Annotated in this window: 17 protein-coding genes; all 17 read left to right on the top strand. The window is 67.7% G+C overall.

The window, feature by feature from the left end; translation table 11 throughout:
- The first annotated feature begins 34 nt into the window (after positions 1 to 34).
- On the top strand, positions 35 to 2,533 hold the full coding sequence (locus ACZYZ9_RS23545; RefSeq protein WP_133437143.1) for an ATP-binding protein: 2,499 nt from the start codon (positions 35 to 37) through the stop codon (positions 2,531 to 2,533).
- A gap of 19 nt (positions 2,534 to 2,552) precedes the next feature.
- Complete coding sequence (locus ACZYZ9_RS23540; RefSeq protein WP_133437142.1) at positions 2,553 to 3,161, top strand: hypothetical protein; 609 nt, start codon at positions 2,553 to 2,555, stop codon at positions 3,159 to 3,161.
- Positions 3,158 to 4,951 carry a hypothetical protein gene (locus ACZYZ9_RS23535; RefSeq protein WP_240751282.1) on the top strand — a complete coding sequence of 598 codons (1,794 nt, stop codon included), beginning with the start codon at positions 3,158 to 3,160 and terminating at the stop codon, positions 4,949 to 4,951. Before ACZYZ9_RS23540 ends, ACZYZ9_RS23535 begins: the two co-directional genes overlap by 4 nt.
- Before the next feature lie 16 nt (positions 4,952 to 4,967).
- Complete coding sequence (locus tag ACZYZ9_RS23530) at positions 4,968 to 6,104, top strand: C40 family peptidase (protein ID WP_306255841.1); 1,137 nt, start codon at positions 4,968 to 4,970, stop codon at positions 6,102 to 6,104.
- A gap of 22 nt (positions 6,105 to 6,126) precedes the next feature.
- Positions 6,127 to 6,753: a hypothetical protein gene (locus ACZYZ9_RS23525; RefSeq protein ID WP_133437139.1), complete on the top strand. Its 627-nt coding sequence runs from the start codon at positions 6,127 to 6,129 to the stop codon at positions 6,751 to 6,753.
- Positions 6,753 to 9,509 (top strand): FtsK/SpoIIIE domain-containing protein, encoded by a 2,757-nt coding sequence (locus ACZYZ9_RS23520; RefSeq protein WP_273437410.1) that lies wholly within the window; start codon positions 6,753 to 6,755, stop codon positions 9,507 to 9,509. Before ACZYZ9_RS23525 ends, ACZYZ9_RS23520 begins: the two co-directional genes overlap by 1 nt.
- 10 nt (positions 9,510 to 9,519) lie before the next feature.
- A complete protein-coding gene (locus ACZYZ9_RS23515) occupies positions 9,520 to 9,918 on the top strand; it encodes a hypothetical protein (protein WP_133437137.1) in 399 nt (132 codons plus the stop codon).
- Complete coding sequence (locus ACZYZ9_RS23510) at positions 9,915 to 10,109, top strand: hypothetical protein (protein ID WP_133437136.1); 195 nt, start codon at positions 9,915 to 9,917, stop codon at positions 10,107 to 10,109. The genes ACZYZ9_RS23515 and ACZYZ9_RS23510 overlap by 4 nt, the downstream gene beginning before the upstream one ends.
- Positions 10,106 to 10,969 (top strand): hypothetical protein, encoded by an 864-nt coding sequence (locus tag ACZYZ9_RS23505; RefSeq protein ID WP_133437135.1) that lies wholly within the window; start codon positions 10,106 to 10,108, stop codon positions 10,967 to 10,969. The genes ACZYZ9_RS23510 and ACZYZ9_RS23505 overlap by 4 nt, the downstream gene beginning before the upstream one ends.
- Positions 10,970 to 10,989: 20 nt before the next feature.
- Positions 10,990 to 12,891, top strand: a complete 1,902-nt coding sequence (locus ACZYZ9_RS23500) for a bacterial transcriptional activator domain-containing protein (RefSeq protein ID WP_133437134.1) — start codon at positions 10,990 to 10,992, stop codon at positions 12,889 to 12,891.
- 9 nt (positions 12,892 to 12,900) lie between these two features.
- Entirely contained in the window at positions 12,901 to 13,140 is a 240-nt protein-coding gene (locus ACZYZ9_RS23495; protein WP_133437133.1) for a hypothetical protein, read from the top strand.
- Positions 13,141 to 13,207: 67 nt separating this feature from the next.
- Complete coding sequence (locus ACZYZ9_RS23490) at positions 13,208 to 13,681, top strand: type VII secretion target (protein ID WP_133437132.1); 474 nt, start codon at positions 13,208 to 13,210, stop codon at positions 13,679 to 13,681.
- A 31-nt stretch (positions 13,682 to 13,712) separates the two neighbouring features.
- On the top strand, positions 13,713 to 15,299 hold the full coding sequence (locus ACZYZ9_RS23485; RefSeq protein WP_133437131.1) for a PPE domain-containing protein: 1,587 nt from the start codon (positions 13,713 to 13,715) through the stop codon (positions 15,297 to 15,299).
- Between the two features lie 158 nt (positions 15,300 to 15,457).
- Positions 15,458 to 15,772, top strand: coding sequence for a YbaB/EbfC family nucleoid-associated protein (locus tag ACZYZ9_RS23480; protein WP_133437130.1), 315 nt, complete (start codon positions 15,458 to 15,460; stop codon positions 15,770 to 15,772).
- Positions 15,769 to 17,613, top strand: coding sequence for a type VII secretion AAA-ATPase EccA (gene eccA, locus ACZYZ9_RS23475; protein ID WP_133437129.1), 1,845 nt, complete (start codon positions 15,769 to 15,771; stop codon positions 17,611 to 17,613). Before ACZYZ9_RS23480 ends, eccA begins: the two co-directional genes overlap by 4 nt.
- Positions 17,610 to 19,121 carry a type VII secretion protein EccB gene (eccB, locus tag ACZYZ9_RS23470; protein ID WP_133437128.1) on the top strand — a complete coding sequence of 504 codons (1,512 nt, stop codon included), beginning with the start codon at positions 17,610 to 17,612 and terminating at the stop codon, positions 19,119 to 19,121. Before eccA ends, eccB begins: the two co-directional genes overlap by 4 nt.
- A gap of 18 nt (positions 19,122 to 19,139) precedes the next feature.
- Positions 19,140 to 23,357 carry a type VII secretion protein EccCa gene (gene eccCa, locus ACZYZ9_RS23465; RefSeq protein ID WP_133437127.1) on the top strand — a complete coding sequence of 1,406 codons (4,218 nt, stop codon included), beginning with the start codon at positions 19,140 to 19,142 and terminating at the stop codon, positions 23,355 to 23,357.
- Positions 23,358 to 23,455 lie beyond the last annotated feature (98 nt).

Below are 23,455 nucleotides of genomic sequence, written 5' to 3'. Positions count from 1 at the left end.
GACCACCCCGCAATGGATGTGAGGAGACCTTCTGATGGCAAGTCAGCTCGACCACAATTTGCAGCCCACGGTGTCGGTGATGGGCAACCTGCGCCGGATGCGTGATGGCTCCATCTGGGCGGACTACCGGCTGGCCGGATTGGCCTACGGATACACCAGCGAAGAACGCAAGTACGACACCCTGATTCACCACAAGAACCTGCTGCGGGTGCTGCCCAACAATGCAGTTATCGCCGGGATCGTCGCGGCGATGAACCCTGACGAGATCCTGGCGCGGGCCTTGTCGGGAACCGATGTGGCGACTCATCCGATGTGGCGCGAAGAGTGCGAAGGAAAGCACGAATTCTTCTCCTCCACCGTGCGCGCCTCGGAGCGGATCTTCATTGTCTCCTTTCCGGTCACCGACGCCGATGTGGTGGCTGACCTGACCGGCTGGGGCGCGGGTGCTCGGCGCTCAACGCACCGCGAGCACGCGGAAATGAGCAAAGCAGCGGCGCTGGCTGCCCAGATCGTGTCGCGTCTGCCGGCGGTGTTTGCCCCGCAGCCGTTGACCGCGGCGCAGATGGTGTGGCTGTGGAATCACGCGCTGTCACGGGGCACCGGTCCCCAGGTGTTTCCGACTCCGGTGCTGTCCAATGTGGCCTCTGCTGCCGGGGCGTTTTCGGCCGCCGAGTTCGACGAGGGTGAGCGCCGCCGCCCCGACAAGCGGTGGCGGCCCAATAGCTTTGCGCCGCTGGTCAAAATCAGCCGTCTTGCTCACGTCGGGGCGTGCGCATCGTGGCAGACGCTGCTGGCGATTGAAGCGCTGCCGTTGGAGGGGCTGCAATTTCCGGGCTCGGAGTTTTTCACCATCGCTGATCGCGTCGACGGATTCGATGTCGACTGGGCGGTGCGGGTGAATAAGACCAGCCGCGAGCAGGCGATCGCCCGTAACACCAAGAACCTGCGCCGGCTCAATGAGCAGGTCGGTGAGCGTGACCTGGAGGTGTCGTTCGCCCAGGACACCTTGTCCGAGCAGGCGTTGCTGCTCGGGGAGTACAACGCGCACCTGGAAACCAACGACGACGAGATCGAGGTGGCGTTGTGCCCGGTGTTCGCGATCGCGGCCAGCACGCGCGCCGAATGCGAGGACGGCGCCCTGAAGCTGGTGCAGGCGTTCGAACGTAACCGCATCAAGGTGGTGGCGCCGCTGGGCGGGCAGCGTGAGCTGTGGGCCGCGATGAATCCCGGCGGCGCCAACCTGCGGGTCGTCGCGGACTTCTCCCACGTCACCATCAGCGAGTACGCCGCGGCCAGTGTGCCGTGCGCGACCAATGCGGTCGGTGATGCCCAAGGCCCGATCATCGCGCTGAACTTGTCGGGGCGGCGCAACCAGCCCGTGCATCTCGAGTGGTGGCGCGAGCCGCTCAAAGACGCGTCCTCGGCGATCGCGATCGCCGGTGAATTGGGGGCGGGCAAAACCTGGCTGATCATGTACATGCTGTTTCACCTGGTCGATATCGGCGGCCAGTTTCTGGCCATCGACCGCACCGACTCCGGTGAATACGCGCGCCCGGCGGCGACGTTGGCCCGCCACGCGATCATCGACTTGATGCGGCCGCAATGGTCGATGGATCCGTTGCGGACTTTCGCCGCCGATATCGGTGTCGATGCCGCGGTGGAGCTGCTCACGCCGCTGTTCGAATGCGAAGCCAACTCGCCGATGGGCATGACGTTGGGTGAGGTGCTGCGCCCGGAATGGGGGGTGCGGTCGATCCCGGATCTGCTTGCGGTGCTGGCGCGCGGAGCTGACCGCGGGGCACTGCCCGATGGGAAGGCGTTGCCGTCGGGGTGGGACGAGCTGCACCGCCACCTGGCGTATTGGTCGGGGCGGCGCTACGCCGCTGCCCTGTTCGACCCCAACCTGCCGTCGCTGGACCTGAACACCGAGGGCATCGTCATCCGCACGAACCGGGTCGAAGTGCCCACCGGTGAGGAGGTCGCCGGCCGCGAAGCGCTGAGCCCCAGCAAGGTGTTCGGGCGCGCCATTTACGGGTTGTCGATGGAGTTGGGGCGCCAAGCGTTTCAACTGAACAAGGCCCGCCCCGCCGCGGTTGCCCTCGATGAGGCCTATCACGTCACCTCGACGTCCACCGGGTTGGCGCGGACCGCGCGGCTGGCCCGCGACGGCCGCAAAGACAACATCTCGCTGATCCTGGGCAGCCACGACCCCGTCAATGACTACCCCGCCGGAACGGCGCTGGATCTGATCCCGATGCGGATCGTGATGCGCCACCGCGACGAGACCCTGGCCAAGCGGTCCCTGAAATGGCTGGGCATCGACCCGGAGAAGAACCCGCACATCGTGCGCGATCTGACCACCAACACCTCACCCAAAGGCGCCGACAGCAAGGTGGTGCGCGGCCGCGAGGGCGAGGGCTACATGAAGGACGCGCGCGGCGCGATCGGGCGGATCAAGGTTCTTGGCCCCTCGTCGCTGGTGCGGCGCGAAGCGATGAGCACCACTCCCCCGGAACACACCGAAGTCGCCTGAGACACAGGGAACCAATGTCATGAAACGTCACGTGATTTCGCCGCCGCCGGTATTCGGCTCGTCGCGCCGGGCTGTCGTGGTGTCGATGTCTGCGCTGGCCGTGGTGCTCAGTGTGCTGCTGGTGGCGAGCTGGGAGTTGCCGGGCGTCCCAGCGTCGAGTGTGGTGCAATGTCGCGCCGTCGCGGCGGGGCCCGACGGCAACGGTGAAGCGGTGATCCGCGCGGGCGCCGCCCTCGACATTGCCGCCGACGGCATTGTCATCGGCTTGGCCGTGGCCCTGCAGGAAACCGGCTTGCGTAACCTCGCCAATCCCAGCGTGCCCGAGACGCTGAGCCTGCCCCACGATGGACTTGCCGCCGATCACCGAGCGGTGGGCATCCTGGCGCTCAACGAGCAGTGGGGCACTGCGGTCGAGCTGATGTCGCCGGATACCGCCGCGCGTAAATGGTTCACCGCTATGCGCGGGATCGAAGGCTGGCAGGCGATGGCGCCGCAGCAGGTCGCCTCGGCGGTGATGCATTCGGCACTGCCCGACACCTACGCGGGGCGGTTGGGCGAGGCCCGGCGGTTCTACGAACGTCACCGCGAAGCGTCGGCGGCGATGTGTGACGCTCAGGGGCGCTGGTGAGCGCCGGGATAGCCTGCGCGGCAGAGCGTTTGGTGCTGTGGCAGTGCTGGGCGCGGAGCTGGACGCCGGCGGTGGCGTTGCGCTGGATGGGGCGCCACCGACGGTTCACCGTCCTGGTGGTCCTCGGTCTGCTGCTGGTGGTGGTGTGCGCCGCCCAGGCGGGCGCGGACCCAGGTACTGGCGCTGACACTGGTGGCGGCGATGCGCTGATTTCGTGGATGGGTATCAAAGATTCCGATGGTGTTCCGGTCGCTAAATACACCCTGACGCTTAATCAGGGTGGCTGGGATGATCCGCCGGCTAAAATGTTCGCCCTCGTCGATTCCGTCGCGTACGAGGTTTATCTGTGTGTGACCGCGACCGCGCTGTGGCTGATCAAAATGGTGCTCGGATTTTCGTGGCTCGCGCTGTTCACCGGCCCTTTCACCAAGATCGGCCACGGGGTGGATTCGGCGATGCAGCGATTCGGGCTGACCGCCACCGCCGTCGCGGTGCTCGCGATCATCGTGGTGTGCACGGCGTTGGCCGGTAGGACCGCCAAGGCGTTCTCCAACATTGCGATGGGGATGCTGATGATCGGTATTGCGGCAACGGTTTTCGCAAATCCGTTGGCCGAGCTGATCGGGTCGGACGGGTTGTTGGCCAAGGGGCGCGACACCGGGCTGCAGATCGCCGCGACGGTGTCCGACGGAGCCATGGCAGATCAGGGTGGCAAGGCCAACGTCGACGACATGGTGTCCAAGCTGGCTGACAGATTCTTGCGGTCACCCACGCAGATGATCAATTTCGGGGTGGTCAGCGACTCCATTTCCCGTAAATGCAAGGAAGCGTGGTCGAAAGGAATCAAGACCGGCCGCGGAGATGAACTCAAAGACGATATCGAGGGGTGCGACGCCAAAAAAGGCAAGCAAATGCACGACAAGTCGATGGGGAACCCGGCGGCGTTCTTGGTGTCGTTGAGCGTGTGCGGCCTTTTGGCGGCAATCCTGGTGGCCTTCGCCTGCTATTTCGCCTGGCACGTGGTGCGGGCGGCGGTGCAGGCCATGGTGTATGCCGCGTTGGCGCCGCCCGCGTTCGCGATCGGGGTGATCCCGGGGGCGCCGCAGACCTTCGCCTGGAAAACGCTGCTGGACTGCGCAATGGCGTACGCGGCGATGGTGATCTACACCGCGGCCTTCGGCGGCTACAACGCGATCTTGGATCAGGTGTTCAAAGAGTCGAACAACGCCATCGAGTCGCTGTTCATGACCGCGCTGGTGCTCGCGCTGGGTTTCGCGTTCTTCGGGCCGCTGCGACGCATCCTGGATCGCCAGCGCGACACGATGGCCGCCAAAATCGGTGGCGGGGCTGCCGGCGGGTCCGGGCGTAGCTGGCTATCCAAAGGCGCCGACCTGTCGCGGCTGAAGAACGATCTGCTCGGCGGGCGCGGCCGCGGCGGCGGCGCGAACAAGCGCGATGCCGGCCGCATCGACCCGGAATCGGATTCCTCGCGCACGACCGGCGGTGACGGCGGCGACGGCGGTGACGACTCCCCGCAGGGCCCGGTGTCCGTCGATAATCCCGCCTCGGGATCACCCGCCGGCGCGAGCGGATCCGCCCAGGGTGGTGACGCGGCGGGCCAGGCGGCCTCCGCGCCGCGCGCACCGCAACCGGCCGAACCGGTGGCGACAGACAGCGACCGCAGCCGCGTTGCGGACCGCCTGTCTGAGGCGATGCGCATTTATCGGGCCGCCCGCGGCGACGGCGGCGGCGCGGGCTCGGGCCGCCACGCGCTCTCTGAGGCCGCCTAGGCCCGGGGCTGCAGCGATGGAGCCGATGGAGTGGGTCACCCTGATCCGGGCGGTGTGGGCGCGCCGGCGCACGATCTATGCGGGGTTGGCGCTGCTGGCGCCATTCCTGCTCACCGGGCTGCTGGTGCTGTTCGTGCTGTTCGCCGGGGGTGCGGCGGTGCCGGCGACGGCGTTGCAGACACCGCAGTGCCAGCAGCAGCTGCAATCTCAGGGGATCAGCGCCGACACCGGTGTGTCGTTCGGGCCCGGGCCGGTCAACAACGGCAAAGCCGTCATCGCTGCCGGCCTGCAGATGAAAGTGCCCGAAAAAGGCATCATCATCGGGCTGGCGGTCGGCATGGAAGAGTCCGGGCTGCGGAACCTGGCGAACTCCAATGTGCCTGAGTCGCTGCAGATTCCGCATGAAGGAGTCGGTCACGACCACCTCTCGGTGGGCATCATGCAGCAGCAGCCCTGGTGGGGTCCGCTGCGGGATCTGATGACCCCCGGGGTGGCTGCGCAGAAGTTCTTCACCAAGCTGCTCAAGATCGGCGGCTGGGAGAACATGGCGCCTACCGTCGCCGCGCAGGCGGTGCAGGGCTCGGCATTTCCCGACGCCTACGCCGAATTCGTGGCCGGCGCAAAGATCTTCTACGCCAAATACCTGCGCGAGGTCCAGGCCGCCTCCGGGCGGCCAGCGCCGCCGCGAACCGTCACCGATGACCGCGGCCGTGACGTGTGCGGTGTGGCACGCAACCCGTCGGCCGCCCCCCCGGCCAACCTTGCGCCAGGCACCGCCGCAGGAGTGGCCGCAGTGCGCGCGGCCGAGGCGCAGATCGGGCTGCCCTACGTGTGGGGCGGCGGCACCATCAACGGGCCCAGCGGCGGCGGCTTCGACTGCTCGGGACTGGTGCTGTTCGCGATCTACCAAGGATCCGGACATCGGATCGTGTTGCCGCACTTGACCTATGACATGGTCCATTTCGGTCAGATCGTGCCGCGCACCGCGGTGCAGCCCGGAGATGTGGTGTTCTTGAATCCCGACTCCCGAGGACCTGGGCACGTCGCGCTGGTGGTCAACCCGAGCACCATCATCGAAGCACCCGATTTCGGTATCCCGGTGAAGCTGTCACCGTTTCCGACCCGGTTCGTCGTCATCAAACGTGTTCTCTAACAACAAGACAAGGATCACCTGAATGATTACCCGAAGACTGGCGGCTCGGTGGTGGTGGCTGCGCGCATGGCTGCGGCGGGTCCCGCCGCGGGTCCGGCTCGGCGCTGCGGCCGCGGTGATGGCGATGGCCGGACTGCTCTGGCAATACAGCAGCCACCACGGCGCGGCCGATCACAGCGCACCGCCGGCGGCGGCCCCCTCCACAGCGACGGCGGTGGCGCCGCGCCCGGGCGGGGCCACCGAATGGGGTGAAGACCCTGACGTGGGTCAAATCGCCGCGCCCACCGTGGCGCCGGAACTGGCCTCGATCGAGGCCGCCCGCGAGGTCGCGCAACGCTTCGCCACCAATTTCGGCTCCCCCAACGGTGATCGCGACAATTGGCTGGCCCGCATCGACGGCGATGTGTCGGCTCAGCTGATGGAGCAGTACCGACTCACCGACATCCGCAACCTCACCCAGGCCACACTCACCTCACTGCAGGGCCCGGTCAGTGCGCGCGACGGGGCGGCGGCGTTTCGCGCCACCTACAGCGATGAGTCGCACATCGAGATCCGGCTGGAGTTGTCCGCCGAAGGCTGGAAAGTGGTCAATGTGCTCCCGCTGCCCGCCGCAGCGGTGACCGAGCCCCCCGGCCCGGGGGGTCGGTGATGGCGCCGAAAACTGGTGGCGGGGCAACCAAGTCCACCCCGGCAGCTGCGTCGTCGACCCGGGCGTGGGCCACCAGCAGCGCCGAACTCAACCGCCCCTATATCCCCGCAGAGAGCGCCGCCGCGCAAAAGCAGGCCGCTGGTTCGGGGCGGTGGCTCGCCCTGGCCGGGATCGGTGCTGCGGCATTGTTCGGCTACACCACGCTGTGGCCCGCAGCCGCGCGGCTGCTCTACACCCCCTCCCCGCTACGCACCTATCTGCTGCCGCCCTCGACGCGACCGGTCACGGTGATCGCCGGGGTCGGAGTGGGCTGGTTCTGGGTGATGTTTGTGGCAGCACCCCTGCTGGCTGCGGCGGTGGCGGCGTTGTGGTCGGTTGCGCTGGCCTGGCACAACCACCGCGTGCGCACCGGATTTTTGGGTCACGTGCGGCCCGGGCAGCGCTGGACCGGCCAGCAACACCCCACGGTGCCCCTGATCCTGGCCGGTGTAGCCGTGGCCCTGGCGGCCTGGGGATCCCTGCTGCGCCTGGCCGCCCCCGGTGCGGCCACCATCGCCGGACGCCTGGTACTCGTGGCGCTGCTCGGCGCATCGGGTTACGGGCTGGTCCAGTTCACCCGGTGGGCATGTGCCCGGGGCGCCATCACCCGAGCGATCAACGAGGTCACCTTCCTGGTCTCCCCAGCGTTGGGGTGGACCGATCTGCGCTCGGGGCGGGTGCGGCCCTCGCGTCGGCGTTACCCGCGGGGCGGCGCACCGTTTGCGAAGGTGCTCACGCTGCTCTACTGCCAGCATCCCAGCGCGATCGGTGAGGACCTGATCGCCGAGCTCGCCGCGATCCTGCACCAGGTCACCGGACGCACCTACACGCTCGACCACGACGCGCTGACGCGCACCCTGACCGCCACCGAAACGGTGCTCGCCGCAGCCGACACCGTCGTCGACGCCGAATCCGTCTTGGCCCCGCTGGTGGCGTCGTGGTTCGATGCCGCCGCCCACATCCATGCCGTCACCGTTACCGACGAACCCGCGCCCCGCCCCGCTGTAGCGACCGACACCGCCGATACGGACGAGGCGGCCGATACCGTGCACGGCGCCGACGCAGAGCGGGCCCAGCGGTCGGCGTCCACCGTCAACGACGCGGTCGCCGCGCGAATCCGGGAATTCACCATTGGTTTCGCCTACAACCTGCGCGTCAGCTCGGCCTACCGCCGCGGCGTCATCGAAGGCATGGTCGCCGACGCGCTGGGCGGCTCCTGGGAAGCCGAATGGAGCATGGCCTCGCGGCGGGTGAGATTCGTGCGCAGCCCCGGGCTGCCGACCATGGTCGACCCGCCGCTGGACTTCGCCGCGGTGACGCGCGCGAGCATCCGCACCCTCTACAAGCACACGGTCATCCCGTTCGGTGTCGATGCCTACGGGAACACGATCGTGTGGGATTTCAAGCAGTCCCCGCACATGTTGGTGGCCGGTCAGACCTCCTCAGGAAAGACCTCGGTGCTGATGACCGTGGCCACCCAGGCGGCGCGCCGCATCGGCGCCAACCTGGTGTTCATCGACCCCAAAGGATTCGACACCCCCGGGCTTCGCGACTGGCCCAACGTGTCGCTGGTGACCGCGGGAACTGACGAGGACGGTTTGGTCGGGCACACCGCGGCGCTGCGGTTTATCGCCGACACCATGCGCGAGCGGCTCTCCCAGGTCAAGATCAACCCCAACCGGGCCGATGACTTCGACCCGATCGTCATCGTCACCGACGAATTCTCCAACCTGGTGGTAGCCCTGGCGGAGTTCTTCACCACCTACAAATCCAGCAAAGAAAAGGGCGTTCCCCCCACCACCAAGGACGTCGGCATCCTGTTGCGGACCGCGCGTGCGGTCGGCATCCACATGGCGATCGGGATCCAGCGACCGGACACCATGTTTATCTCCGGGGAGGCCCGCGACAACACCGCCCTGCGGGTGGCGATGGGGCGGCTGCGGTCCAAAGACGCCGCGATCATGATGTTCAACGACGCGGTGGCCGGCACCCGGGTGCAGCCGGGAATCCGGGGCCGCGGCACCGTGCAACTGCCCGATGGGACGTTCCGGGAAATGCAGGCCTGCTACACCCCCAAGATTCCGGCGACCGCCGAACAATGGGCGGCGCTGTCCGATCATGATCGCGCCATCCTCGCCGAGCTGCGCAACGTCGACAGCTTCTGGCCGCGACGCGTCGTCGACAGTGCGCTGCGCGGTTATGACCCCGAGGATGATCAGCAAGAGATGTCGTTCGCCCGGATCCGGCAATCACCCATCGTGCTGGCCTCAGAACGACCCGACCTCGACCCGCTCAGCGACCACTATGTGCGGCCCATGACCGCGGTGCGTTCTCCCACGATGGATGACGACCACGACGACAATCAGGCCGACAGCGGCCCCGACGGCGCAGCGCTGCCTCCCCCGGTGTCTGCAACGGCCTTCGGTGGGCCTGTGGACGGGTTCGACGACGAATACCTGCCCACCGTCGAGGACGAATACGGACCCGCCGCAGCGGTGTCGGCCAACGAAGTCGACCATGGTGATCTGGTGGACGTTTGCGTTGACGGTGTCCCAGACTGGAAGTACGTTCACGCTGAGCCCTACCTCACCGATGATGTCGACGGCATTGAGCGGTTGGTGATCCCCTACCGGGATCTTGACGATGGCCACGAGGCCGGCGACATCGACGTTGATCCCTACGAAGTGATGCAGGCTCGGAAACTGCGTATGCACTAAAGGAGAGGTGATGGCGGCCAAGAGAAAGTCCGGACGCGCGACCGCTGAGGCGGCGTACGCGAACCTGCTCAAAGACAACACCATGCTGGTCGGCAATGTCGGGGAAACTTTCGACGCCTACCTGGCCATCCTCGACGACGCCGCACACGCGCGTGAGCGCTACGAGGATGCGCGCGCGGCGGCAGTCAAAGCGGGCGCGCTCACCAACGATCAGCTCGATCAGATGGGGTACCCGAAGACGACGAAACTGCCCGCCGCACCGGGTAAGAAAGCCGCGTCCAACCCCCCGCCTGGTGAGGCGCAGGCGCGCCGCAACGCAGAGCCGTCGGCGCCGCGGGCCAACGGCGAAACCCCCAACCGTGAGCCGGTGACACTGGGTGCGGGCGCCAACGGGAAGGACCAGTCATGAGTGCCATCGACGCCCTGGTCGCGGCGTCTCAGGAACAGCACCGCCGCTACTACGAACTGTTCGGCGCCAACCCGGTGCGCGGCGATGGGCTGCGTGAGCTGGCCGCGTTTTCCCACGACGTGGGACAGCAGGCCCGCGATATCCGCGAACAGGTCCTGGCGCTGCACTTCTCGACAGCGATCACCGGATGACCGGCGCCTTCGGGCATGTGACCCATGCCGATCACCATCCCCTGGATCGTTTCGGCGCCGGAGCGGGCTCCGGGGCGATCGCCACCGACTACAGCGCCGAGGTCAACGTCAACGGCGGCAACGATGTCGGCGCCAACGCCGAGGCAGAAGCCAGAGAGATCGCCGCGGTTCCCGACCCGACCTCACCGGCCGGCCAAGCCGCCATCCTGGCGATCATCCAGAAGTATCAGGGCCGCAGCGCCGGCACCGTCGAACAGTCAGCGGCCACCCAACAAGCCAACGGAACACAGGCCGCCGGCGACAGCTCCGGCGGAGGACACCACCACAAAGGCGACGACGACGACGATTCCGGCGGCGGCGGCCTGATGAGCGTGCTCAGTTCACTACTGGGCGGTGGCGGATCAGGTCTGTCCGGGATGAGTCCCTTCGGTCAGGGAATGAGCCCCTTCGGTCAAGGGATGAGCCCCATGGGGGCGGGGTCCAACCCCTTCGGAGACCCCTACGGCGCCCAGCAGGTCGGCGCGGCAAGCCCGGCAGCCAACCCGTTCGCCGAATCACCAGCCGCCGCGGCCAGCGCTAGCCCTGCCGGCGATCCCTTCGCCAGCGCACCATCAACGGGTACAGGGGCCGTGCCGGCCAGCAATCCCAACAACGCGCCCAACCCGTTCACCACCGCGGGCGCCACCGAAGGCCAAGGCGCCGGCGCCGGTGCCGGTGCCGCAGCCCCCGCGCTGGCAAGCCGCGGCCAAGGACAAGGCGCTGCCGCCGGCGGTGGCGGAGGCGGCCTGGACCTGGACGCGTTCGGCGGCGGTGACGGCGGTGGTGTGCCCGCCGACCCGGCCACCACCGGCCGCAAATAGGCAACCGGCAGCGGCAGCCCATGCAGTCAGCTACCGTCAGCAGCGCCCCCGTCACCTCGTGGTGGTACGGGCAGGGGCGCGCGGTGGAAGTTGTGCGGCGCCTGGAATCGCTCTACGCGCTCTCGCCCACCCCCGGCCCGGCCGGCGTGGTCACCGCCCGCCGCGACGAACTGACCGTGACCTTCGTCGACGGACTCAAAGCGCCGCTACCGCAACCATGGCTGCCCGGCACCGGCCGCGAAGCGCGCATCAGCTGGGAGGCCGTCGATCCCGCCACCACCCCCGACCCCGCACATCCGGTGTATCTGGTGGTGTTGGGCACCACCGACGACGGCGCACTGGTCGGGCTGAACCTGGCCGCGTTCTCCCGCATCCGCGTCGAAGGCGACCCGGCCACCGCCACCGCGCTGATCGCGCGCTGGGTGCTGGAACTGCTGTGCACCCACCCCGACATCACCATCGGGGTCACCGCCGATGCCTGGCACGGACCGCTGACCAGCCGCGTGCAGCCCGTGGCGGCCGGCAGCGTCCCCGACGTCGACGTCCTGGTCTGCGGGCCCGCTGTCAGCTACGCCGACCGCGCACAGATCATCGCCGCGTCCACCAGCGCGATCCTGCTCGACCTGGGCAACGACGCTGCCGTGTCCACCGCGTGGGTCATCACCTGCGGACCGGACCGGGTGGGGCACATCAGCCGGTCCGGGTCGTCATCGAAGCCGATGACCACGACGCTGATCGTGCCCGGCGCCGACATCGTCGACCGTTGCGCCCAGATGCTGATCAGCCCCACGTCCCCACCAGCCGCGCCCGACGGATTGGGCCTTGGCGTCGACGACGACCCGGTAGCCGACGATGATGCTGCCGTTCGCGCCGCCGACGGCCAGGATCTGGGGCCGGACTGGGATTCGGCTCTGGACTCCGACGATGACACGCCGGCAGACGATCGCGACCGCGATGCCCTGGGTGAATCGATCGACTTCTTCGCCTCCCCCACCCCCATGCCGGCGGGGTCACCGGAGCCGGTGAGCGGCCCGGGCGCGCCGGCCGCTGCCGCGGGCGTCGTGGACTGGGCTGATGCCGACCCCGACGTGCCCGCAATCTCATTCGGCGACGGCGCCGGCCCCGACCCGCAACGAAGGGACGCGCCGGTGACACCCGCGCCGGCGGCCGGTGAACCAGCGGCGGTCGACCCGGCGGCGGGGCCCGCGCTGGCCCCGATATGGAATCGCATCCTGGGCAGGGTCACGTTGAGTCCCCCGTCCCCGGGTCAGCAGCCCGGCCCGCGTGAAAAGCGTCTCAACGAGCTGCTGGTGTTCCTGCAGCACCACCCGTGGGCCAGCAGTGAAGACATCATCCGTTGTGTCTACGGCGGCGCCGCCTCGGATAAGACAGTGACACAACAGATTTCGCTGCTGCGGGGCCGAATGGGTGTTGTCCGCCCGGGTGGCCCCAAAGCGCTGCCGACGATGCAAGAGGGCGGCTACCACCTCGATAACGCGGTGCGCTCGGACTGGATGGAATTCGAGCGTCTGGTGGAGATCCTCGTCGAAACCACCTCCACCGCGCACCTGGTGGCCGCGATGGACCTGGTCACCGGCCCTCCACTGGGCGGCATACCCCCCAAAGAATGGGCATGGGCAAACGACCTGCGCGAGGAGCTGCGCGACCGGGTTCCCGCCGTAGCGCTGGCCTTGGCGCACCGCCATTACCGCGCCAAGAGCTTCCGTACCGCCGCTGACACCGCACGCAAAGGCCTCTGGTATGACAACGCCCGCCAGGACCTGTGGAAGATCGCGCTGCAATCAGCACGGGACGGCCACGACAACGACGGACTCCGCGCGTTGCGGGGGCAGTACTTGACTGCGGTCGCCGGGCCCGACCGAGATCCGGCCGTCTACGAACTCGCCGGACGATCAGGGTAGGGACAGCTGATGCATTCGATCACCATCACACAATTCACCGACGACGATGACGACGTCATCACCACCGCCGAGACCGATCCCGCGGCGATCTCGGTGTCAGTGCGCACCACCGGCGCCATCGTCGACGTCGACGCCGACGTCGACAGGCTGCGCCCCCTGGGCGCCGACGGACTCAAAGAACTGTTCGTCACCTGCGCGCAGGCCGCGTTCGCTCACCGCTACGACCCGCTGCTCGACGAGCAGCACTAGCGCCCCGATCACCCAGTGGAAAGGAGATGCGGCACCCCCTCGAAGGTTTTGGCCGCCACTGTTGCCCATGACGACACCGAACCCACCGATCCCGCCCACCCCTGCCGACACCGGAACCCCTCTTCCCGGGCCGCCCCCACCCCGTGACCCGGGCAGTCGCTACCTGGGACCCGCACCCGTTCAATCCTGCGGCGCCGAACTCAGGGTCAACCCCGACCAGTTGCAGGTCGTGGCCGACCAGTACGCGGCGCTGCAAGCGCGCACCACCGTGATTGGCCCGGTGGCCACCGATGAAGTGCAGCGCGTCATCGCCACTCACGGTGTGATGGGATACCCGGTCGCCGTCGGTGTGGTCTCGGCCCTGGCGCATGCCCACGACGCGGTGGCGGCCAAGGCGGCTGACTTCGGGACGTACTCTCGCCGATTCACCGAGCACGCCGCCACCTACCGTGCGCAGGACCTGGCCGGCGCTGCGCAATTCCGCGGAATCGACACCGGATCGGCCGCCGGCGCCACCGCGGGCGCGGCCCGAGCGGTTTAGCCAACGTCGGCGACATCAAGGCAACACGACTATGGCACTGAACATCGATACCCACGGGGTGCGGCGCACCGGCGAGCATGTCGAGACCGCTGGAACTGCCTTAGCCGCGCCGCAATCCCTGACGGTTCCACCGTGCGGCGGCGACGCCGTCTCAGCCGCCGTCATGGCCAACCTCAACGCCTGGCAGGAGTGGCTGATGCAGCACGTGCGTGCTGGAGCCCAGCAGGCCGCGGCAGCGGCGGCCGGCATCGCCGGCACCGCCACCGCCTACGAAGCCCAGGATTTCGCCGCGGCCGCCTCCTACCCCGGCGGCGGGCACGGCGCAGCCGGGCCGCCCGCGCCCACTGCGGCCCCGGCGTCCCCGGCCAGCCCCGCCCCGGTGGGTCTGCCGGAGTTGATGGCTATCCCCGACATCAGCGGCCAAGACGGCGAACACCTCGCGTTGGCGTTAGAGGCCGGCGCCGGAACCGCTCCCGCCGTGGCCGCAGCCGCCCGACTGACCGGATTAGCCGCCCAAGCCCAAGCCGCCCACACCGCCTTGACCACGGCCTACACCCAGCTGCTGGGTGCCGGGGAATCCGCGGCGAGTCCGCCGCTGCTGGCCCGCCTGAGTCGCGCGATCGTGTGGGCGCAGGAAGTCACCGGCCACGCCGGTGCGCTGGCGTCAGCGTTCACCGCTGCCGCAGGCTTGCACACCGGCGCCCAGGCGGCGGTCGGCTCGTCCACACAGTGGCAGGCCGTCAAGACGGGCTACCGACAAGCCGTGTGGGAGCAACAGTTCACCGGTGCGGCCGGTATCCCGAAAGTGCGTGCGTTCAAGACCCGTCTGGCCAGCATGCAGCAGTCCGCCGGTATCGGGATGACCGGCTATCAAACCGGCGGCCAGACGGCCACCTCGCCGCCACCATCGCTGCCGCAGCCCGGTCTTGCACCTAACGGCGAGACCGCTGCCGGGCCCGTACCGCCCGAGGTCGCCTCGGCTGTCGAGCACAAGCTCGACGACAAGGACCCCGCATCGTTGGCATCGGCGGAGGACGGTTCTGGGCAGAACATGCTGAGCCCACTGATGGGGGCGCTGGGCCCGTTGCTTCAGTCCGTCGGTGGCGCCAACCCGCTGCAATCGCTGGGTCAGATCGGCCAGCAACTGGGGCAGCAGGCCAGCGGCTTAGCCTCGGGCGCCAAACCGGCCAGCTCGGCGATCAAACCCGCCGCGCTGGCCCACCCCCATGCCGGCGCCGGCAAAGGCGGTGGCGGTGGGGGTGGTTCGATCAAGCCGTCGGGTGGGTTGGGCTCCTCGGTGCACCCCGCCTCGTTGACCGGAACTCCGGACACCTCCCGGCCGGCCACCCCCGCTGCACCTGCGGCCGCAGGCAAGGGAGCCACGGCAAGCCAGGCCGGCGGCATGGGCGGCATGATGCCCATGGGCCATCAGGCCGGCGACAAGTCCGTCAAACCGGTGACCAGCTACGAGCAGCCGCTGCCCAACGTCGACGATCGCGGCCGTCCCGGGGTCGTCGGCGATACCACCAAGCTCGCACCGAAGGTCAAACCGGAAGCCCGCAACGCCGTCCAAGAGCGGCTGGCCGCCCGTAAGAAAGACGCCGCCGGACAGCCCTGACCAGTCGCCGGACCGTCCCGGCATTTGACCCCCGTGTCCACCTTGTATGCCAGGCTGATCCTCATGATCGAGCACAGCGCCAGACCACCGGCGCTACACGCGGTGCCGTCGCGGTCACCGCGCACCGTCTGGGTCGCCGCCACAGTGAGAGGCCCCGCATGACGGAGATCCCCTTGCATCCCGCTGTCATCGCAGAGATGGCACGAGGACGTGAATTTCTCGACCAACTCAGCACCGCGCGCCGCAATATCGAGCGGCTGACAGTCACCACGGCATGCCCCGACGGCGACAACCAGATCGTGTTCGGCGGAGACGGCATGGTCATCGACGCCGCGTTCACCGAGGACCTCTTCGACCGCTACCCCGGCGACACACTTCGCGACCTGCTGCTGGCCATGTGCGAAGAAGGATTCGGTGAAGTCTCAGCCAAGGTCAGCGCCGAAGTGGCCGCGATCCTCGACGAGCAGCGATGAGCACCGACGGCGAGGCGTTGGAGCTGTTCGTCAGCAGCTGCGCAGCCCTGGGTGTGGAGGCTTACGGTCGTCGGCAAGTGGCCGACAAGCGTGCCGCGCGCGCGGGTTTCGAGGAGTTGACCGCCGCCTATCCCGACCAGTGCGATGGCTGGCGCGGGCTTGCCGCCAGCGGAGCCGACGGCCCGCAGATCATCGAGAGCGCCTACCGCACGCTAGGCACCTGCGGGGATCTGCTGTCGGTGGCCGATGTCGCCGAGGACGCCGTCGACTTCCCCTTCGACACCGGCATGTATGTGCAGCTGTATGCCCACGGGTCTGACGGCGTCATCCTGGCCTGCGCGGCCGCGCGCGTAGCCGCTGGCGACTACGCAGCGGCCCGCGAGTTGATCGACGACGCGCTCCTGGCCGCCCAGCCCGGACATGCCGGCTGGCTGCTGGGTGTCGTCTACTACCGGGCCAAGCGCTGGCAAGACGTGCGGCGCGTCCTGGCCCCGGTGTCACCGCATGTAGAGGCCGACCCGTTCCTGAGCCAGGCCGTCGGTGTCGCCCACGGGTTGGCCGAAGCGTATCTGGGTTTGTGGGACCAGGCTTTTGAGCGGCTGCGTGCCCACAGTCAGGGCCCCATCGCCGCGGCCAGCGCCGAGGCGCTGCTGGGGGCGGGTCTGTGTGCGCGCGCGTTGGACCGCACCGAGCTCGCCGCCTCGCTGCTCAACGAGGCCTACGCCGTGGTGGGGATCGCGCAGGACGTGCAGACCACGATCGGCACCGCGCTCAGTGATCCCCAGTTCGGTATCCAACCCACCACCGCCGCGCGTATCGATGCGCGCAGCGACTATTGGGATCCGCACACAGAGCCTGGGGAACGCGATTTCGTTCACCAGCTCGGCGCGGCTCGCCGCACCGAACTCAAAGCCGAGGCGGCCCGCGAGCTGGCCGACTTCGTCGGCATGGCCGATGTCAAGGCGCAGATCGCCCGGCTGGAATCCAGTGTGCGCGCAGACAAGCAACGCCAGGCGCTGGGATTGCCGGTGCGCAACAAGTCGCTGCACCTGATCCTGCAGGGGCCGCCGGGCACCGGCAAGACCACGATCGCTCGGGTGATCGCCAAGCTGCTGTGTGCCGCAGAGGCGTTGCCGTCGGACACCTTCGTGGAGGTCAGCCGCGCTGACCTGGTGGACAAGGTCATCGGAGGCTCCGAAGCCAAAATCAAAGCCGTCATCGACCGCATCGTCGCCGCCGGCGGCGGCGTGTTGTTCATCGACGAGGCCTACGCCTTGACCGATTCGGGATCCGACAACGACTTCGGGCCGCTCGTCATCGCCGAGCTGTTGCGGGCCATGGTGAATTACTCCGACAAATTGATGGTGATCGCGGCCGGTTACGCGGACAAGATGCAGGAATTCCTCGATTCCAACGAAGGGTTGCCTTCCCGGTTTGCCCGCAGCATCACCCTGCCGCCCTATAGCGTCGAGGAGTTGGTCGAAATCTCGATCCGCAAGGCCGCCAAGGGCGGCAGTGTTCTGGCCGATAGCGAGCCGTTGCGCGCGGCCTACGCCGAGCTGTCGGCGTCGACGGCCACTGATAGCAGTGGGCGGCGGCGTCCTGCCCTCGATGTGCTGGGTCACGCACGGTTTAGCGAGAAGCTGATCCAGTCCGCCGAAGAGGTCCGCGATCACCGCCTTAACGAGAGCGGGAAGCTGGACAACCCCACTGTCGAGGATCTGCAAACCCTCACCGCCGAGGATGTCAAGGCCGCGGTGGCCGAAGAGATCGACCTCGCCGAGGCGCAGCGCCACATCGGCCTGTCCCGCGGCGCAGCGCAGGCAGGGGGGACGCGATGAACGCGCCACTACCGCCGCGGCGCGGTTTCAAGTCCCGCAGCGCCAAGCTGGGGCCCACCTCCACACGAAGCCGGCCGTGGGGATTTGTGACTCGCCACCAGATTTCGGGGTGGCGGTTTCTGATTCGCCGTATCAGCAACGGCGTCGCCCTGCGCGACACTCGGATGCTGACCGATCCGTTGCGCCGGCAAGGACGCGCCCTGGTCGTCGGCAGCATGCTGGCGGCGGTGTTGGTGGTCGGAGCGTTTGTGCTGTCGGTGCTCAAACCCGCAGGGGTGTCGGGGAACCGGCCCGTGCTTGCCGAGCGATCCACCAACGCGCTGTACGTGCTCATCAACGATGAGCTGCACCCGGTCCTCAACCTGGCCAGCGCGCGGTTGATCGTGGGCAAGCCCGCCGACCCCACCGTGGTCAAAGCCAAAGAGATCGACAAGTTCGCGCTGGGCAACACGCTGGGGATCGCCAATGCGCCCTCACGCATGGTGCAGTCCGGCGCGCGCGACGCGCGCTGGATGGTCTGCGATGCGGCCAGCGGGCCCCAGGTCGGGGCCAGCGTCATTTTCGGAGACCCGGTTGCAGGATCCGGCCACGCGGCGACGCTGCCCGACTCGTCGGCGATCCTGGCCACCAGCGACAACGGCAAGACCACGTGGCTGATCTGGGGCGGCAAACGCAGCCTGATCGACCTGACCAACGCCGCGGTGGCGGCCGCCGTCGGCATCACCGTCGACACCCCGGCCCCGCGTCCCCTCAACCGGGCGCTGCTGAATCTGATCCCCGAGTCAGCGCCCTTGACGGTGCCGTTCTTGGGCAACGGCGGCGACGCCCCGCGGTTCGTCTGGCCGGTACCCGGACAGCAGCCGCCCCCGATCGGCTCCGTCGTCGTCGACCACACCGAAGACAACCAATTGCGCTATTACGCGGTCAGCGGCGAAGGGCTGCAACCGATCTCGCCGGTGCTGGCCGCGATCTTGCGCGCCAACAACGCCTACGGACTCATCGCGCCGCCGGCACTGACCCCCGACCAGGTGGCCAAAGCGCCCAAAGTGGCACCTATCGCCGTCGAGGACTATCCCCCGACCGCCGTGCACGTGCTCGATCCCACCCGCGACCCCGTGCTGTGCGGGCAGTGGACCAAACTGCGCGGGGCACCCACCTCCAGCCTGAGGCTGCTGGCGGGCCAAAGCGTGCCGACGTCCCCCGACGCCACACCGATCACGCTGGCCGCGGCCGGGCCCACCACCGCCGCGCGGACCGTGCTACCCCGCGGCGTCGGCTTCTACGTGCAAGTCACCGGTCAACAGCCGCAATCGGCCACCAAGGAATCCCAGTTCTGGGTGTCCGACTTGGGTGTGCGCTACGGGCTAGAAGCTGGCGCGAACGAAACGGCCTCCCCTGCACAAGCATTGGGCATGACCGCTGAACCATTGCCCATCCCCTGGTCGGTGCTGGCGCTGCTGGCCGCCGGCCCCACTTTGTCCAAAGCCGACGCGCTGGTCGCACACTGACACGAACGAGGCACTTTAATGCGACAACGATTCCCCCAACGGCGCCGCCTGCTGCGGCCCCTGGACCGCGCCACCGAGTCGGGCCCCGCCGGCAACGTGCTGACCGATTTCTCCCTCAATCCGCCGCCGGAGTTGCCGCGCACCGTCGAAATGACCGCGGTGCGCAAAGCGCTGCCCTGGGTGTTCGGGCTGGCGATGGTCGGGATGGTGGTCATGATGTTCGTGACCGGGTTCCGGCAGATGAACCCGATGTACCTGTTCTTCATGGCGATGATGGCGATCGGGCTGTTCCAATCCGTACAGCAGCAAGGCGGAAACGCCGAAATGTCCACGCCGGAAGTTAATTCCGAGCGCTCCGAATACCTTCGGTACCTCTCGGGCAAAGCTGAGGAGATCCGCGCGGCCGCCGGCACCCAGAAAGCCATCGCCGAATGGTCACACCCTAATCCCGAGGTCCTCGAAGCCGTCCTGGGCTCCCCACGAATGTGGGAACGCGGGGCCAGCGACCCCGATTACCTGCACGTGCGGGTGGGGCGCGATGAAGTGAAATTGTCGGCCAAGATCCGGGTCAAGGCAGCCGATTCCGAGCTGGATATGGAGCCGGTGACCAAGACCGCCTTGCAGCACCTGCGGGCAGTGCAGCAGTCGATTCCCCACTGCCCCAAGGCTATCGACCTGGCCGGGGTCGGCATGATCACCGTGTACGGGCAGCGGGACCTGTTCGAAGCCGCAGTGCGGGCCTGGGTGGCCCAACTGGTGTGCTGGCACTCCCCGAATGACACGGCGGTGGCCGTGGCCTGCCCGGATCTGGAAACCAGTTGGGGCTGGGCCAAATGGCTGCCCCACACCGAAGGCGACGAGATCGACGGCGCCGGCCCACAGCGCTTCCTGGCGGTATCGCTGCACGAGGTCGATTCGGTGCTGGAGGCACTTCTCAAGCAGCGTGACCGCATCGTGGACGACAAGGGGATGGTGACCGCCGAGGCGACCAAGTCCCACCGCCACGTGGTGCTCGTCGTCGACGACCCGGGTGCGGCCACCCCTCTGGTGCGGCGCATCGCCGCACGCGATGGTGTCACCGTCATCGCCTACCGCGACGGCGCCGGTCCCGACCGTGACTACGACACCCACCCGCGGGAACTGGTGTTGCGGCTGCATCGCGGCGCGCAGACCCTGGGGATGCAAATGTGGCAGAACTACGGGTGGAAGACCTTTTGCGCCGAACCGGACCTGCTAGCGACGCCGATCGCGCGGCATCTGGCCCGTCAACTGTCCAAATGGGACGCCGCGCCGGCCAGCCGCCAGAACGCGGAGTCGGCGGCCGCCCAGACGATGCTGTCGCTGCTGGGAATCCCTAACGCCGCCAAACTGGACGTCAACGCCGTGTGGGGGCCGCGGATGCTGCCGGTGGGAACCGGTGAACCCGTGGATCTCGAACCGCTGCTGCGGGTCCCGCTGGGGCTACAACCCAGCGGTGCGCCGCTGGTCATCGACCTCAAAGACGAAGCCGACGGCGGCAACGGTCCGCACGGGCTGATGATCGGCATGACCGGTTCCGGGAAGTCCACCCAACTCAAAACACTGGTGTTCGGGCTGTTCACGCGCCATTCCCCCGACGTCGTGCAGGCCATCTTGGCCGACTTCAAAGACGAAGCCGGTTTCGATGCGTTCGCCGACTATCCGCACACCGTGGCCGTCATCTCCAACATGGAGGAGAAAAAGTCACTCGTCGAGCGGTTCGGGGACACGCTGCTGGGGCTGCTCGACCAACGTGGCCGCGCCTTCCACCGCGCCGGCAATCAGATCAAGGGCGCGGCGTTTGAAAGCCTGCGCGAATACAACGAAGCCCGCGCGACTGCCGCCGGCGCGCACCTGCCGCCCATCCCGTTCATGTTCATCATCGTTGACGAGTTCTCGTTGCTGCTCAAAGATCACCCCGCCATGGCCGACGTGTTCGACCGGGTAACCCGAAAAGGACGCTCCCAAGGGGTGTTCTTCCTGTTTGCCAGCCAGACCCTCGACGAGGGCGCGATCAAACAGATCCCGAACAACACCCAGTACCGGATCGGGTTGAAGGTGGCCTCGGAATCGATTTCGCGGCGCGTGATCGGCACCGGCGACGCCTACCACGTCGCGGATGGAAAGAACGCCAAAGGCACCGGCTATTTCGTGCGTGCGCCCGGCGCGCAGCCCGTCAAGTACCGGGGATTCCTGCTGCCCGACCGCTACGAGCCGCCGACAACGATCAACCGCAAGGTGATCAGCGCCAAACCACGCGCGCGGGTATTCACCGCCGGACGGGTCCAGCCCGACCCGGACACGGTGATCGAGGAACAGATCGCCGCAGAATCCGTCCTTGAAGGCCCGCCGCGGTCGCTGGTGCTGACCGTGGGTCCGCAGCTGTCGGCCGCCTATGGCAAACGGGCACCGCAACTGTGGTCCGAGCCGCTGGATGATCCGATTCCACTCAACACCGTGTTGGCCCAAGCCGAGGCGATGCCCGCACCGCCAGGATCAGCCCCCTGGTGGCCGCTGGGCGAGATCGACCGGCCTCGCCAGCTCAGCCACGGCCTGCTCACCTACAGCTTGGAAGGCGGAGGCAACGTCTCGATCCTGGGAATGAAGGTCGAGGATGTGTCCCGGGCAGTGCAGACGTTCCTGTTGGCCGCGGCCGCGCGCTATTCGCCGCGTGACGTCGGGTTCTATGTGATGAGTTACGGTGGGCCCGCGCTGGCCCCGCTCAAAGACCTCCCGCACGTCGGTGTGCTCGGCGGCGGTGACCGCAAGGAACTGAATCTGCGCGTGTTCGGTGACCTCGAAGCGTTGGCGGCGCGACGCCGAAAGTTGTTCGAACACCACGGCATTGGGTCGGTAGCCGAATTCCGCGAACGGCGCAGGCTGGGCAACCACCCCGGGCTCGATGACGGCTATCCCACCGACATCTTCCTGGTCATCGACGGCTGGGAGAACTTCCTGACCGACAACACCTCGCTGATGCACCCGAAGAACCCGCACCTGAAAAGCGTGGAACGCCTCATCGGTGCCGGGCGAGGAATACACGTCCTGGTCAGCGCCGCGGACTGGATCAAGTTCGGCAACGAAGTGCAAACCCACCTCAACACCAAATTTGAACTGAAACTGGCCTCCGGGTCCCAATCGCAGGTGCGGGCGCAGGTCGACGACAAACTGGTGCGCCCTCAGGACCGCATTCCCTACGACCAGCCCGGGCGCGGGATCAACGCCGTCGGCGACGTCATCCGGTTTGCCGTCGGGCGCTTGGACAGCCAGGCGACCATGGACGAGCTCGACAGCCAAGTCCGCCGCACGGTGGCCACGCTGGCCGAGCGCCACGCCGGGCAACGGCCGGTCCCCAGCCCGCAGCTGCTCCCCCATCTGGTGGAGACCGGCGACCTCAATCAGGATGCGTGCACCGGGGAACGCTTTGCCCTCGGTTTGCGTGGCCGCGATCTGGCGCCGATGGTGGTCGACCTCGCCCAAGAACCCCTGCTCGGCGTCTACGGCGATGACCACCACGGCAAGTCCACGCTGATCACCCACCTGCTGCGTGCCGTGGTGAACCGGCGCTCGCACCCCGACCAAGCCTTGGTGTGTGTCTTCGACAAGAGCCGCAAGCTCAGCGGGGAAACCGAGAACCTGATCGAGGGACACGACTACTACGAGACTGACTTCGGCACCATGGCCCAACGCATCGAGGCCATTGCGAGCCTGCTCGACAGCAGGACGCCGCCGGCGGATCTGGGATGGGAGGAAAAGCGGGCGTGGCGCATCCAGGGGCCGCTGATCTACCTGTTCGTCGATGACCTCGATGCCATCCCCGTCCAGGTGCAACTGCATGAGCGCGTCGGCGGCGGCGATGGGTCTGACACCGCCGCACCGCAGATCAAGAGCCGGGTCGTGCAGGTCTGGCAGCCGTTGATCCGGCACTTCGCGAATGCCCGCGATGTCGGGTTACGGGTCATCATGACCCACCGCGCGGCGGGGATCGGCGCTATCGAGATCACCCCCAACTCGGTGCCGGGACAGCTGGCAGCCCAAAGCGCCAACCGGATCCTGTTGGGTTCGCGCACCACCACCGACAAGGTGGGCGGAGTGAAGTTCGAAGAAGGGCTGCCGCCAGGGCGTGGATTTGTGCTCGCAGCCAGCGACGACAACGCCGGCTACGTGCAGCTGGCCGCCACCGAAGAATGTAACCGGCATGTTAAAAGTGCACGATAGCGGTGGTGCGGCGGGTGGCGGCGCCGCAACAATGTGCCGACGTGTCCTTCTCCGGCGGTACTGTTCGCTTATCCAGATCGCCGCGTCGACGCGGCAAC

This window comes from Mycobacterium sp. IDUB_28 (assembly GCF_055419285.1).
The sequence above is the reverse complement of the archived record's forward strand: the minus strand, read 5'-3'. Positions and strand labels throughout refer to the sequence as shown.

Bases quoted from the DNA above. Each gene is read 5' to 3' on its own strand.
- ACZYZ9_RS23545 (WP_133437143.1), top strand. From the start codon at position 35: ATGGCAAGTCAGCTCGACCACAATTTGCAGCCCACGGTGTCGGTGATG.
- ACZYZ9_RS23540 (WP_133437142.1), top strand. From the start codon at position 2,553: ATGAAACGTCACGTGATTTCGCCGCCGCCGGTATTCGGCTCGTCGCGC.
- ACZYZ9_RS23530 (WP_306255841.1), top strand. From the start codon at position 4,968: ATGGAGCCGATGGAGTGGGTCACCCTGATCCGGGCGGTGTGGGCGCGC.
- ACZYZ9_RS23525 (WP_133437139.1), top strand. From the start codon at position 6,127: ATGATTACCCGAAGACTGGCGGCTCGGTGGTGGTGGCTGCGCGCATGG.
- ACZYZ9_RS23520 (WP_273437410.1), top strand. From the start codon at position 6,753: ATGGCGCCGAAAACTGGTGGCGGGGCAACCAAGTCCACCCCGGCAGCT.
- ACZYZ9_RS23515 (WP_133437137.1), top strand. From the start codon at position 9,520: ATGGCGGCCAAGAGAAAGTCCGGACGCGCGACCGCTGAGGCGGCGTAC.
- ACZYZ9_RS23510 (WP_133437136.1), top strand. From the start codon at position 9,915: ATGAGTGCCATCGACGCCCTGGTCGCGGCGTCTCAGGAACAGCACCGC.
- ACZYZ9_RS23505 (WP_133437135.1), top strand. From the start codon at position 10,106: ATGACCGGCGCCTTCGGGCATGTGACCCATGCCGATCACCATCCCCTG.
- ACZYZ9_RS23500 (WP_133437134.1), top strand. From the start codon at position 10,990: ATGCAGTCAGCTACCGTCAGCAGCGCCCCCGTCACCTCGTGGTGGTAC.
- ACZYZ9_RS23495 (WP_133437133.1), top strand. From the start codon at position 12,901: ATGCATTCGATCACCATCACACAATTCACCGACGACGATGACGACGTC.
- ACZYZ9_RS23490 (WP_133437132.1), top strand. From the start codon at position 13,208: ATGACGACACCGAACCCACCGATCCCGCCCACCCCTGCCGACACCGGA.
- ACZYZ9_RS23485 (WP_133437131.1), top strand. From the start codon at position 13,713: ATGGCACTGAACATCGATACCCACGGGGTGCGGCGCACCGGCGAGCAT.
- ACZYZ9_RS23480 (WP_133437130.1), top strand. From the start codon at position 15,458: ATGACGGAGATCCCCTTGCATCCCGCTGTCATCGCAGAGATGGCACGA.
- eccA (WP_133437129.1), top strand. From the start codon at position 15,769: ATGAGCACCGACGGCGAGGCGTTGGAGCTGTTCGTCAGCAGCTGCGCA.
- eccB (WP_133437128.1), top strand. From the start codon at position 17,610: ATGAACGCGCCACTACCGCCGCGGCGCGGTTTCAAGTCCCGCAGCGCC.
- eccCa (WP_133437127.1), top strand. From the start codon at position 19,140: ATGCGACAACGATTCCCCCAACGGCGCCGCCTGCTGCGGCCCCTGGAC.